This window comes from Streptomyces longispororuber (assembly GCF_014656095.1).
In the GTDB taxonomy this organism is placed as follows: domain Bacteria; phylum Actinomycetota; class Actinomycetes; order Streptomycetales; family Streptomycetaceae; genus Streptomyces; species Streptomyces longispororuber.
Window position 1 is genome coordinate 1 of sequence record NZ_BNBT01000023.1, and the last position, 12,828, is coordinate 12,828.

A 12,828-nucleotide genomic window follows, 5' to 3' on the forward strand; every position below is an offset into this window, starting at 1 on the left:
GCCCGCGCCTGCCGCGAGCCGGCCGGCGCCCCAGGCCCAGGCCGCCCCGGCCCCGCAGATCGCCGCGCCCGCCCCCGCCGGTGGGCTGGACCCGCGCGCCCTCTGGCCGAACATCCTCGAGGCCGTCAAGAACCGCCGCCGCTTCACCTGGATCCTGCTCAGCCAGAACGCCCAGGTGGCGGGGTTCGACGGCACCACGCTCCAGCTCGGCTTCGTCAACGCGGGGGCCCGGGACAACTTCTCCGGCAGCGGCAGCGAGGACGTGCTGCGCCAGGCGCTGTCCGAGCAGTTCGGTGTGCAGTGGAAGATCGAGGCGATCATCGACCCGTCCGGGGGGTCCGCGCCTCCGCCCGCGGCGAGCGGGTTCGGCGGCGGTGGTGCGAGTGGCGGTGCGGGTGGCGGCTTCGGCGGCTCCGCCGGCGGCGGGTACGGCGCCCCGGCCCCGGCTCGGCCCGCCCCCCAGGCACCCCCGGCGCCACAGGCCGCTGCCCGGCCCGCCCCGCAGCCTGCCGCCGCCCCGGCGCCGGTGCCGCAGCACCGTGCTCCTGAGCACATCGCGCCCGAGGACGACATCCCCGAGGACGACGACCCGGACCTGGTCGACTCGGCCCTGTCCGGGCATGAGCTGATCGTGCGGGAGCTGGGGGCGACGGTGGTCGAGGAGTACCCGAACGACTAGCCCTCGCGGGGGGGCGCCCCAGACCCGCCCCTTTCCCGTAACCAGGGGGCTCCGCCCCCTGGACCCCCGAGATCGCGCTGGCGCGCTCGTCCTCAAACGCCGGACGGGCTGAATTCTTCGCCGGGCGGCGCTGGAGAGTTTGAGCCCGTCCGGCGTTTGAGGACGAGGCGCGGAGCGCGCTGATGGGCACAGTGGGGCGCCCCGCGCAGGCCCGCCCCGCAGGAGCCCGTACGAACGTACAAACCCCGCCCACCCCCCACCTCGGACACCCGACCAAAGCCCCCCGCCCGGCCGGGCTAGGCTGACCCCCGTGAAGGTCCTCGTCATCGGCAGCGGTGCCCGCGAACACGCCCTGTGCCGCTCCCTGTCCCTCGACCCCGCGGTCACCGCCCTGCACTGCGCGCCCGGCAACGCCGGCATCGCGGAGGTCGCCGAGCTGCACCAGGTCGACGCCCTCGACGGTGCCGCCGTGACGGGCCTCGCCCGCGCGCTGGCGGCGGACCTCGTCGTCGTGGGGCCGGAGGCGCCCCTCGTCGCCGGTGTCGCCGACGCCGTGCGGGAGGCGGGCATCCCGTGCTTCGGGCCGTCCCGGGAGGCCGCGCGCCTGGAGGGCTCCAAGGCGTTCGCCAAGGACGTGATGGCGGGCGCCGGGGTCCCCACCGCGCGTTCGTACGTCTGCACGACGGACGAGGAGATCGACGAGGCCCTCGACGCCTTCGGCGCGCCGTACGTCGTCAAGGACGACGGCCTCGCCGCGGGCAAGGGCGTCGTCGTCACGGGCGACGTCGAGGAGGCCAGGGCGCACGCCCGCGCCTGCGGCCGCGTCGTCATCGAGGAGTTCCTCGACGGCCCGGAGGTGTCGCTGTTCGCCGTCACCGACGGCGAGACCGTCGTCCCGCTGCGCCCCGCCCAGGACTTCAAGCGCGCGCTCGACGGCGACGAGGGCCCCAACACCGGCGGCATGGGCGCCTACTCGCCGCTGCCGTGGGCCGACCCCAAGCTCGTCGACGAGGTCCTGGAGACGGTCCTCCAGCCGACCGTCGACGAACTGCGCCGCCGCGGAACGCCGTTCTCCGGCCTGCTGTACGCGGGTCTTGCGATCACCAGCAGGGGCGTCCGCGTCATCGAGTTCAACGCCCGCTTCGGCGACCCCGAGACGCAGGTCGTCCTGGCCCGGCTCAAGACCCCGCTCGCGGGCGCCCTGCTCGCCGCCGCCAACGGCACGCTCGCCGACCTGCCGCCGCTGCGCTGGAGCGACGACGCGGCCGTCACCGTCGTCGTCGCCTCGCACAACTACCCCGGCACCCCGCGCACCGGCGACCCCGTCGAGGGGCTCGACGAGGTGGCGGACCGGGACGCCCCGCACGCGTACGTCCTGCACGCGGGGACCAGGCGCGAGGGCGACGCGGTCGTCAGCGCGGGCGGCCGCGTGCTGTCCGTGACGGCCACCGGGTCCGACCTGGCCGAGGCCCGTGAGCGCGCGTACGCGGCCGTGGCCCGCATCCGCCTCGACGGCTCCCAGCACCGGACGGACATCGCCGAGAAGGCGGCCCGCGGGCTCTGAGCGCGGGCCTCGCTGCCCGGGGCCGCCGCCCACGACCGCGCCGTCCACGACCGTCGCCCACGACCGTCGCCCACGACCGCTGCTCGGCGCCCCTGTGCGTCGTTCCCCCGGCTTCCGAGGCCATGACCTCACGTAACGTGACGTCATGGCCTCCAGTCGTCCCAGTGGTCCCATGCATCCCAGCGGTCCCACACATCCCAGCCGTCCTCTGAGTCACAGCCGCCCCGGCCGTCCCCGTCTGCTGTACGTCACCGACCTCGTCTACGAGGCCCGCGGCCGGCGCTACTGCGACGAGGACATCCACCTGTCCGCGCGGCTGCGCGAGGACTTCGACGTCGCGCTGTGCCACCCGCTGGACGCGGCCGCGCTGATGGACGGCTTCGACCTGGTCGTCGTACGCAACAGCGGGCCCGTCATCCACTACCAGGAGGCGTACGACGCCTTCCGCAGCCGCGCGCTGCGCGACGGCGTACGCGTCTACAACCCGCTCACCGGCCGCGCCGACATGGCGGGCAAGCGCTACCTCGTCGAGCTGACGGCCGCGGGCCTGCCGGTCATCCCGACCGTCGACCGCCCGGAGGACCTCGGCCGGCTGCCCGAGGCCGCGGCCTACGTGATCAAGCCGGAGTTCGGCGCGGACTCCATCGGGCTGCGGATCGTCAGCCGCGCGGACCTGGCACGCCTGGACTTCCGCGAGCACGGCGGGCTCCTCGCGCAGCCCCGGATCGACTTCCGCCACGAGGTGTCCTTCTACTTCGTCGACGACGCCTTCCAGTACGCGCTCTACGCGCCCCGGCCGGAGCGGCGCTGGCACCTGGAGCCCTACGCCCCGACGGCCGAGGACCTGGACTTCGCGCGGCGCTTCATCGCCTGGAACACCCTTTCCCATGGCATTCAGCGGGTCGACGCCTGCCGGGCGCCGGACGGGCGGCTGCTTCTGGTCGAGCTGGAGGACCTCAACCCGTACCTGTCCCTGGAGGCCCTGGACGCCCCGGAACAGCAGGCCTTCGCGGAGAACCTGACGGCCTCGCTCCGGCGCTTCCTCGCGGCCGGAACCTGACGGTCACCTTTACCCAAAGCCATTCCATCGAGTGACCGCTCGGCCATCCGGCTGACGGTGCCCCACGTCCCAACTAGGGTGCGGCGCAGGGGTTCAGGCACCCGGCAGCCAAACAGCCCACCGGCATTGCGATGTCAGTGGCGGGTGCCACAGTGGGGGAGTGAGCAACGCCAACGACGTGCGCCGCCGCCGGCTCCGGCCGACGGCCGGGCTGTAGGCAGCAAGGGGGTGTCTTCGGTCGTGTCAGGAATGGGTGAGGAGGCGGGCGCGCGGGCCGCGCGCTCCCGGGCTCTGGCGGTGCTGCGTATTCGCGGCAGGGCGCTGGCCGTCGCCCTGCTGCCCGCGGCCGTCGCCGTCGTGCTGCTGGCCGCCACGGCGACGGGCCATGTGCAGGGCGCCGGCTGGGCCGCCGTCCGCTGGGCCGTCACGGTCCTCGCGGTGGTCGTCCTCGGCGCCGCCGCGGTCGTCGCCCTGGTGGTGGCCCGCGCCAGACCCGCCCTGAGCCCGACGGTCCCGATCACGGAGGCCGCGGCGCCGGACCTGTACCGCCTGGTGCGGGACCTCGCCGACCGCCTGGACGTGCCCGCGCCCTCCGCCATAGCGCTCACCCCGGACTGCGACAGTTGGCTGGAGGACCGCACGCACCCGGGCCACGACGCGTGCCGGCGCCGCCGGTCGTCGGGGTCGAAGGGGTCGTCGGGGTCGGCGTCGGGGTCGGCGTCGAGGTCGGCGGGCAACGCGACCTCCGCGGCGTCGGCCGAACCGTCCGGGTCCTCCGGGCCGGGGTCGGCGCGGTCGTCCGCGTCGCCGACAGCCGCCGAGGCCCTCGGCGACCCGGACCCCGGGCGGATACGCGGCGGACGCGGCGCCCGGCGCGCGGCCCCCGCGGCCCCGGTGCTCGTCATCGGCTCGCCCTTCCTGTGGTGGATGCGGGTCGGCGAGCTGCGGGCGGTCCTCGCCCCGGTGGTGGCGGGCACGGGCCCCTCGGCCCACCCGGACATAGCGGCCGCCCGCCGCTTCGTACGCGGTCTGGACGCGGCCGTCGCGGTCGCCGTGGTGCCCGGCCGCGGGCCCGTGGCGCGCACCGTCCTCGGCGGGGTCGGCCGGGTGGCGCGGCTGCTGCTGCGGAGCTGCCGTACGCACGCGGCGGAGATGGAGCGCGGCGTCGCCGCGGCCGCCGCCGAGCGCGCCCAGACGGTGGACTACGGCGCCCGGATCGTGGCCCAGGAGCAGGTGGGTCTGGCGTACGCGGGCTGGGACCGGCTCCTGACCCGGGTGGCGCTGCCCGCCTGGCGCATGGGCCGCTGGCCCTCGCGGCTCGACGCGGGCGTGGTCTCCGCGCTCACCGAGCTCTCCCGCAGGGACCGCCTGGCCGACGGGTTCGCCTCGCGCCTCGGCGAGCGGCCCGCCTGCGACCTCCTTGAGGAGCCCGGCGCGGTGGACGAGGCGGCCTCGCTGCTCGCCGCCCGGCTGTTCCACGGAGGCCCCGCCGAGGCCGGTCCGGGCTGGGCCCCGGTGGCCTGGCAGGAGTACCCGGACGAGGTCGTCGACCGCAAGTGGCGCATGGACGCCGCCCGGCTGCACCGCGTGCTCGACTCGCTCGGCGTCAGCCGCTCCTTTGACCCCGAGGCACCCGACCCCGAGGGCCCGACCCTCGGCCGCGTCCTCGACCACCTGACCGACCCGGCGGCGGCGGTGACCGTCCCGGAGACTGCGGCCGAGCGCGAGCCCGACCCCCACGGCGCGGGAGCCGCCCCCTACGACGAGGTGGCGTCCGGCGCCTACGACGTCCACGGTGGGAGCGGGAGCGCGGTCAACGCGCCCGACGCCGTCAACACAGGCAGCCCGGTCAAGACGGTCAACCCGGTCAACGCGGACAGCAGGGCAAGCATGCGCGGCGTTGACGGCGTTGACGGTCCGGACGGCGCATACGGCCTGGACGGGGACGGTGCGGACGGCGTATGCGGTCCGGACAGCGTGCACGGCGGCGCGGACAGCGTGCACGGCACGGTCGGCGGAGGCAGCGGCGCATACGGCGCGCACGACGCGGACGGTGGGTACGCCCGACACGCCCAACACGCCCAAGACCCCGAAGCCGTCGAGGACGCCGAAACCACCGAAGCCACCGAGGACGCCGAAGACACCGAAGACGACCACCCCGAAGGCCCCGGCAGTCTGCTCGCCGCAGGCCTCAGTGCCGAGCTGGCCCGCGAGGAGGCCGCCGCCCCCGCCCGGCCCGTGGCCACCGGGCCCTCGCCGGACGGTGCGCTCTGGGACGACGGGGCGCTGCCCCTCTTCCCGCTCCAGCCGCCCCGCACCGGCCGGGAGCTGCTCGCCGACCACGTCTCGGCGCTGGTGTGCTGCGCGGCCATAGACACGGCAGGCGCGGTGCCGGGCCTCGACTGGCTGGACGGTCCGTCCCTGCTCATAGGGGGTGAGCGCGCGGCCGACCTCACGCCCCGGGTCCTGACCCTGGTCGAGGAGGGCGACCCCGGGCCCCTCCGCGCCTGGCTCGCGGAGCAGGGTGTCCGCCCGGAGAAACCCCTGCGCCTCGTGTGAGGCCCCACCCCCCAGTGCGCCCACCGGCCCCCGGGCCGTACCGGAAGGGCGGCGTTCCGGTCTTGCGAATTCACGACGAACGGTAACGGGCCGCGTGCGTAATGTGATGTGCTGGGACCGGGAAAGGGAAAGACCGCCGCGGCACCGCGGGGGCTCCGCCTCCGCACCGGCACCGGGCCAACGACCACGCAGCGGCGGAGAACAGGCTCGGGGGAGCGAGGGAGGGGATCTACGCATGGGACCGGAGCCGATCCGCCGCTGGGAGTCGGGCGCCCTCGCCCACGCCGTGACCGACCCCTTCGGCCAGGGCCCGCTGCCCTGGCTCCGGGGCGCGGAGCACTACTTCGACGACACGGGCCAGGTCGTCCCCTGGTACGTGGACCACGCCCCGGCGCCCGGCGCCACCCGGCCGGGGCACGTCCCCGCGGCGCGTACCGGCGGCGGCCCGCGGACCGCCGACGACGTGCGCCGGCAGATCAAAGGGTTCACGGGCACCGGCGCCGCCGCTCCGGGCGAGGCGATCGACTTCCACATCACCGTCGACCCGCCGCAGCAGTTCAGCGTGGACATCTACCGCATCGGCCACTACGGCGGCGACGGCGCGGCGAAGATCACCACGAGCCCGCGCCTGTCCGGCATCGTGCAGCCCTCGCCGCTCACCGCCGACCGCACCGTCTCGTGTCACCACTGGTGGCTGTCCTGGCGGCTCCAGATCCCCTCGTACTGGAACATCGGCGCGTACGTCGCCGTCCTCACCACCGTCGACGGCTACCGCTCGCACGTGCCGTTCACCGTGCGCGACAGCCTGGTCCAGGGCGAGTTGGGCCACGCCCCCTCCGCCGACCTGCTCGTGGTGCTGCCGGACATCACCTGGCAGGCGTACAACCTCTACCCGGAGGACGGCCGCACCGGCGCGAGCCTGTACCACGCCTGGGACGAGCACGGCAGACTCCTCGGCGAGAGCGAGGCCGCGGTCACGGTCTCCTTCGACCGGCCGTACGCGGGCGCGGGACTGCCGCTGCACGTCGGCCACGCCTACGACTTCATCCGCTGGGCCGAGCGGTACGGCTACGACCTCGCCTACGCCGACGCCCGCGACCTGCACGCGGGCCGCATCGACTCCACCCGCTACCGGGGCCTGGTCTTCCCCGGCCACGACGAGTACTGGTCCCCGGCGATGCGCCGCACCACCGAGCTGGCCCGGGAGAGCGGCACGTCCCTGGTCTTCCTGTCGGCCAACACCATGTACTGGCAGGTGGAGTTGGGCCCGTCCCCCTCGGGCGTCCCGGACCGGCTGCTGACCTGCCGAAAACGCCGGGGGCCCGGCAAGGCCGCGCTGTGGCGCGAGGTCGACGTACCGGAGCAGCAGCTCATGGGCATCCAGTACGCGGGCCGCGTGCCCGAGCCGCACCCGCTGATCGTCCGCAACGCCGACCACTGGCTGTGGGAGGCGACCGGCGCGCACGAGGGCGACGGGATCCCGGGCCTGGTCGCGGGCGAGGCCGACCGCTACTTCCCGCGCACGGCGCTGCCCGAGCACCAGGACCGCATCCTGCTCGCCCACTCGCCGTACGAGGACGGCGAGGGCACCGTCCGGCACCAGGAGACGTCGCTGTACCGGGCCCCGTCCGGGGCGCTCGTCTTCGCCTCGGGCACCTTCGCCTGGTCCCCGGCGCTCGACCGGCCCGGCCACGTCGACGCCCGCGTGCAGCGCGCCACGGCCAACCTCCTGGACCGCATCTGCAAGCGCGACTGAGCCGATGGGGGCCCACCCCGGGCGCTCCGGCCGACCCTTGGCCAAGACCATCCTCCGCATACGGGAGAATCGGAGCACTCAGACAGAACCACGGGGAGGAACCGTGTCCGGATTCGTCGAAAAGCCTGAACCGATCCAGGTTCCGGGTTTGGTGCATCTGCACACCGGCAAGGTGCGCGAGCTGTACCAGAACGAGGCGGGCGACCTCGTCATGGTGGCGAGCGACCGCATCTCCGCCTACGACTGGGTGCTGCCCACGGAGATCCCCGACAAGGGCCGCGTACTCACGCAGCTCTCCCTGTGGTGGTTCGACCAGCTCGCCGACCTGGCACCGAACCACGTGCTCTCCACGGAGCTGCCGCCCGGCGCCCCCGCCGACTGGGAGGGCCGCACCCTCGTCTGCCGGCGCCTGGAGATGGTCCCGGTCGAGTGCGTCGCGCGCGGCTATCTGACGGGCTCCGGCCTCGCCGAGTACCAGGAGACCCGTACCGTCTGCGGGCTCGCCCTCCCCGAGGGCCTCGTGGACGGCTCCGAGCTGCCCGCCCCGATCTTCACGCCCGCCACGAAGGCGGAGGTCGGCGAGCACGACGAGAACGTGTCGTACGAGGAGGTGGCCCGCCAGGTCGGCGCCGAGACGGCGGCCCAGCTCCGGCAGACGACGCTGGCCGTGTACAGCAGGGCCCGGGACATCGCGCGGGAGCGGGGGCTGATCCTCGCGGACACGAAGTTCGAGTTCGGCCTGACCGCCGACGGCGGCGGGGAGGCGGGCCTGGTCCTCGCCGACGAGGTGCTCACCCCGGACTCGTCCCGCTTCTGGCCCGCCGACGTCTGGGAGCCGGGCCACGCCCAGCCGTCCTTCGACAAGCAGTACGTCCGCGACTGGCTCACCTCGCCCGCCTCCGGCTGGGACCGCGCGAGCGAGCAGCCGCCACCGCCGCTGCCGCGGGACGTGGTGGACGCCACACGCGCCAAGTACGTCGAGGCGTACGAGCGGCTCACCGGGACCGCCTGGTAGCGGGCGGCCGGAGCACGGAGAAGCCCCCCGGTTCCGGGAACCGGGGGGCTTCTTCGATGGAGCGGACGACCAGGTTCGAACTGGCGACCTCAACCTTGGCAAGGTTGCGCTCTACCAACTGAGCTACGTCCGCGCTGCGCCGAAGCGCGATAGCTACTATACCCAACCTCGCTCGCGTGCGAGACGCACCGCCGCGTGCCGGTTCTCCGCCCCGGTCTTGGTGACCGCCGAGGAGAGGTAGTTGCGGACCGTTCCCTGGGACAGCGAGGCGCGCTCCGCGATCTCCGCGATCGGCGCGCCGTCGGCGGCGAGTTCGAGCACCTCCGCCTCGCGGGCGGTCAGCGGGGAGTCGCCCGCGGAGATCGCGTCGGCCGCCAACTCCTGGTCCACGTAGCGCCGTCCGCCGTGCACGGTCCGGATGATCTCGGCGAGCTGCTGGGCGCTGACCGTCTTCGGCACGAAGCCGCGCACGCCGACCGCGAGGGCCCGCTTGAGGTGCCCGGGGCGGCCGTGGCTGGTCACGATCATCACCTGGCAGTCGGGGAGTTCCCGCCGCAGCGATGTGGCCACACTCACACCGTCGGCCCCCGGCATCTGGAGGTCGAGCACCGCCACGTCGGGCCGGTGGGCGCGCGCCATGGCGAGCGCCTCGGGGCCGGACGCGGCCTCGGCGACGACGGTGAGGTCGTCCTCCAGCCGGAGCAGGGCGGCGAGGGCGCCGCGGATCAGGTGCTCGTCGTCGGCGAGCAGCACACGCACGGTCACGAGGCCTTCACCTCGGAGGGCTCCACGGCTTCCACGGCGTCCACGGCTTCCACGAAGTCGACGTTCTCCACAGGCTCGATGGTTTCCCCAGGCTCGACGGCTTCCAGGGTTTCGAGGGGCCTCCCGCGGCGCCACCGCGGTCCCGCACCGGCCGTACGGCCCCGTACGGCCGCGGACGCGCGCCCCGCGCGGGAGCGGTACGCCTTCCCGGCCCCGGGCGGGGGCGCCGCCTCCGCCGAGGTGTCCTCCTCGGCCGGGCGCGCCTCGCCGGGCCCCGGTACCGGGACGCGCGCGGTGACGCGGAACCGGCCGTCGGCGGCGGAGTGCTCCAGCGTGCCGCCCACGGCGGCCAGGCGCTCGCGCAGTCCGGCGAGGCCGGTGCCGCGGGTGGTCGCGCGGCCCTCCGGCACCCCGTCGTTCTCTATGGTCAGCGTCGCCTGCCCGGCGGTGAGGGACACGGTGATGGCGCAGTGCTGGGCGTCGCCGTGGCGCAGCACGTTCGTGGTGCCCTCCCGCACCACCCAGCCGAGGGCCGACTGTGCCGCGGGCGGCAGTCCGGTGGGCTCCCCGGTGACCCGGCAGGTGATGCCGGCGGCCTCCAGGACGCCGTGGGCCCCGGCGAGTTCGACTCCGAGCTCGGCCTCGCGGTAGCCGCGGACGACCTCCCGGATCTCCCGCTGCGACTGCTGGGCGATGCGCTGCACCTCGACCATCTGGTCCACCGCCTCGGGCCGCCCGCGCCGGGCCAACTGCGCGGCCAGCTCGCTCTTGAGGGCGATGACGGCGAGGTTGCGCCCCATCACGTCGTGCAGGTCGCGGCCGAAGCGCAGGCGCTCCTCGGCGACGGCGAGGCGGGCCTCCACCTCGCGGGCCCGGTCGGCCTCCCACATCACCGAGAGCGTCCAGGCACTGCACCGCGTACTGAGCAGGGCGACACCGGCGCCGAACGCGACGAGCGCGGCGAGCACGAGCAGCCGCCCGTCGTGCACGCCGGCGGCGGCGAAACCGGCCAGGGTCACCGCCTCGATGAGCAGGAAGCGGGCGGCGAAGCCGCGCAGCGGCACCAGGAAGCCGAGCGCCACGCAGTGCGGTACGACCATGAAGGCCACGGCGAAGCCGATCATGTCGTCCTTGACGCCGTCGACGGCCTGGAGCGCGAAGGCGAGGGCGAACATGACCACCAGGAGGGCGCGGGACACACTCACGTCGCGCGCGGGGTACGGGCCGCGCCCCAGGTAGTGGTCGAGCGCCCGGCGCACGCCGCGGTTCACGTGGACGCACTGCGCGGCGGCGGTCACGATCATCGCCCAGCCGAGCACCTGCGCCGGCAGGTCGGGCCGCAGGTTCAGACCGAGCGGCAGCGTGCCCCAGCTCAGGTAGAGCATCCAGGGCAGGGCGTGCCACATCACCACGGACTGGAACTCGACCCGCTCGATCTTGCTCCGCCCGTGCCAGCGGCGCTGCACGGCACGCATCCGGCCCACCACCCCGACCACCACGTCGTCCCTCCTCAGCGCCGCGGTTCCCAGCGGAACCACCGTCGTACAGCAAACACGCCGACGCCGATCCAGGCCACCGTGACGGCGAGCGCGCCCAGTGCGTCGGCGGCCGACAGGTCACCGGTCCAGCCACCGCGTATCAGCTCGACGACGGGGGTCAGCGGCAGCAGCTCGCAGACGGCGGCGACCCGGTCCGGCATGACTTCCAGCGGGACCATCGTGCCGGATCCGAAGAACGAAAGGAGCAGCAGTGGCATGGCCGCGACCTGCGCGTTCTCCACGCTGCGGCTGAAGCTCGCCGTCGCGGCCGCGAGGACGGGCCACAGGGCGAGGCCGAGCAGGAGCCCGAGCACGGCGTAGTGCGGCGCTTCCGGGGCGCCGACGTCGAGCAGCGCCACGCAGCCCGCGGCGAGGAGGACGGACTGGAGGAGGCCGACGGCCACGGACGGCAGCGCGGCACCGGCGAGGATCTCCGCGTCCCGCAGTTCGCCGGTGCGCAGCCGCTTGAGGACGAGCTCCTCGCGCCGGGCCGCGTACACGTTCACCAGCGCCGAGTACACGGCGAAGAGCAGAGAGAAGCCGATCGCGCCGGGCAGCACGACCGAGCCGACGGACAGGCCGGTGCCCTCCAGGTCCATCTCCGAGGCGCCGGCCCGCACGCTGAACGGCATCACGAGCGGCACGAACAGCGCCATCACCAGCGTGCCCTTGCTGCGGCCGAGCAGGGTCAGCTCGGCCCGCGCGAGGGCCAGCATCCGCTGGGCGGGGGTGGTGCGCGGGGCCTGCCGCGCCGCGGCCGGGGCCGAGGTCATGGTGCTCATGCCGTCTCCTTCTCGAGAACCTCGCCGGTGCCGGAGGCCCTGTGCGCACCCGAGGCCCCGTGGCCACCGGACGTGCCCTCCGTCCCCGCCATCTCCCGCGCGATCCGCAGGAACGCCTCCTCCAGCGTCGCCGCGCGGATGTCGAGCCCGCGCAGTTCGACCCCGTTCCGCCGGGCCCAGAGCAGCAGTTCGGTCGCGGAGCGCTGGAGGGTGTCGGTCCGCAGCCGTACCGTACGGCCCGTCAGTTCGTGGCCGGTGACGCCGAGGGCGGCGAGCGGCGGCAGGTCGCCGAGGAAGTAGCCGTCGGGGAGTTCGAAGGAGATCCGCGAGGGCTGTGTGGCGACGACGTCGGCGACGGTCCCGGCGGCGGCGATCCGGCCCTCGTGCAGGATGGCGAGGCGGTCGGCGAGCTGCTCGGCCTCCTCCAGGTAGTGCGTGGTGAGGAGCACGGTCGTGCCCCGCTCCCGCAGGGCGCGCACCAACTCCCAGGTCTCGCGGCGGCCTTCGGCGTCGAGACCGGTGGTGGGTTCGTCGAGGAAGAGCACCTCGGGGTCGCCGATGAGCGCCATCGCGAGGTCGAGCCGCCGCTTCTCGCCGCCGGAGAGCTGCTTCACGCGGGTGCCGCCGCGCCTGCCGAGGCCGACGGCCTCCAGCGCGTCGCCGACGGGCCGCGCCCCGCTGGTGCACCCGGCCCACATGCGCGCCGTCTCGGTGACGGTCAGCTCGGACGGGAAGCCGCCTTCCTGGAGCATCATGCCGATGCGCGGCCGCACCTCGTTCCGTTCGCGGTACGGGTCGTGGCCGAGGACGCGGACGTGCCCGGCGGCGGGGGCGGTCAGGCCTTCGAGGACCTCGACGGTGGAGGTCTTGCCCGCGCCGTTCGTCCCCAGGAGGGCGAACAGCTCGCCCCGGGCGACGGTGAACGAGATCCCCCGGACCGCTTCGAAGCCGCCCGCGTAAGTGCGCCGCAGGCCGTCGACGTCGATCACTTGCTCAGTCATGGTTCCAGCGTCGTACGGGCGGGGCCGCCCCGGCAGTGCGGCCTGTCATCGGCACCCATGACAAATGTCAGACGCGTCCCGCCCCCGGACCCCCGCCCCGGAACAGCGA

9 protein-coding genes, 1 tRNA gene and 1 pseudogene are annotated in these 12,828 nt (G+C 74.6%); 6 read left to right on the forward strand and 5 right to left on the reverse strand.

All coding sequences use genetic code 11. From position 1 onward, the window contains the following. The 6 genes and pseudogenes from IE330_RS10645 to IE330_RS10670 all read left to right on the forward strand — a co-directional run. A pseudogene (locus IE330_RS10645) lies at positions 1-679 on the forward strand (DNA polymerase III subunit gamma and tau); the annotation flags it as partial. A 310-nt stretch (positions 680-989) separates the two neighbouring features. Further along, complete coding sequence (purD, locus tag IE330_RS10650; RefSeq protein ID WP_190135675.1) at positions 990-2,243, forward strand: phosphoribosylamine--glycine ligase; 1,254 nt, start codon at positions 990-992, stop codon at positions 2,241-2,243. A gap of 172 nt (positions 2,244-2,415) precedes the next feature. Next, positions 2,416-3,303, forward strand: a complete 888-nt coding sequence (locus IE330_RS10655; protein ID WP_190135676.1) for an ATP-grasp domain-containing protein — start codon at positions 2,416-2,418, stop codon at positions 3,301-3,303. Positions 3,304-3,543: 240 nt separating this feature from the next. Further along, positions 3,544-5,862: a hypothetical protein gene (locus tag IE330_RS10660; RefSeq protein WP_190135677.1), complete on the forward strand. Its 2,319-nt coding sequence runs from the start codon at positions 3,544-3,546 to the stop codon at positions 5,860-5,862. Between the two features lie 235 nt (positions 5,863-6,097). Continuing rightward, a complete protein-coding gene (locus IE330_RS10665; protein WP_190135678.1) occupies positions 6,098-7,618 on the forward strand; it encodes a N,N-dimethylformamidase beta subunit family domain-containing protein in 1,521 nt (506 codons plus the stop codon). Between the two features lie 103 nt (positions 7,619-7,721). Then, a complete protein-coding gene (locus IE330_RS10670) occupies positions 7,722-8,633 on the forward strand; it encodes a phosphoribosylaminoimidazolesuccinocarboxamide synthase (protein ID WP_190135679.1) in 912 nt (303 codons plus the stop codon). A gap of 57 nt (positions 8,634-8,690) precedes the next feature. Here IE330_RS10670 and IE330_RS10675 read toward each other — a convergent pair. The 5 genes from IE330_RS10675 to IE330_RS10695 all read right to left on the reverse strand — a co-directional run bounded on the left by IE330_RS10675 (position 8,691) and on the right by IE330_RS10695 (position 12,719). Beyond that, positions 8,691-8,766: transfer RNA gene (locus IE330_RS10675), tRNA-Gly, on the reverse strand. Between the two features lie 23 nt (positions 8,767-8,789). Further along, the gene (locus IE330_RS10680; protein WP_190135680.1) at positions 8,790-9,398 is read right to left on the reverse strand and encodes a response regulator transcription factor; all 609 of its coding nucleotides are present in this window, start codon (positions 9,396-9,398) and stop codon (positions 8,790-8,792) included. Continuing rightward, entirely contained in the window at positions 9,395-10,897 is a 1,503-nt protein-coding gene (locus IE330_RS10685) for a sensor histidine kinase (RefSeq protein ID WP_308438995.1), read from the reverse strand. Before IE330_RS10685 ends, IE330_RS10680 begins: the two co-directional genes overlap by 4 nt. Positions 10,898-10,908: 11 nt before the next feature. Then, the gene (locus IE330_RS10690; RefSeq protein WP_190135681.1) at positions 10,909-11,718 is read right to left on the reverse strand and encodes an ABC transporter permease; all 810 of its coding nucleotides are present in this window, start codon (positions 11,716-11,718) and stop codon (positions 10,909-10,911) included. After that, positions 11,715-12,719: an ABC transporter ATP-binding protein gene (locus IE330_RS10695; protein ID WP_190135682.1), complete on the reverse strand. Its 1,005-nt coding sequence runs from the start codon at positions 12,717-12,719 to the stop codon at positions 11,715-11,717. The genes IE330_RS10690 and IE330_RS10695 overlap by 4 nt, the downstream gene beginning before the upstream one ends. Between the last annotated feature and the right edge of the window lie 109 nt (positions 12,720-12,828).

Excerpts from the sequence above, each read along its gene's own strand:
- IE330_RS10665 (WP_190135678.1), top strand. The coding sequence starts at position 6,098 with ATGGGACCGGAGCCGATCCGCCGCTGGGAGTCGGGCGCCCTCGCCCAC.
- IE330_RS10690 (WP_190135681.1), bottom strand. The coding sequence starts at position 11,718 with ATGAGCACCATGACCTCGGCCCCGGCCGCGGCGCGGCAGGCCCCGCGC.
- IE330_RS10655 (WP_190135676.1), top strand. The coding sequence starts at position 2,416 with ATGCATCCCAGCGGTCCCACACATCCCAGCCGTCCTCTGAGTCACAGC.
- IE330_RS10695 (WP_190135682.1), bottom strand. The coding sequence starts at position 12,719 with ATGACTGAGCAAGTGATCGACGTCGACGGCCTGCGGCGCACTTACGCG.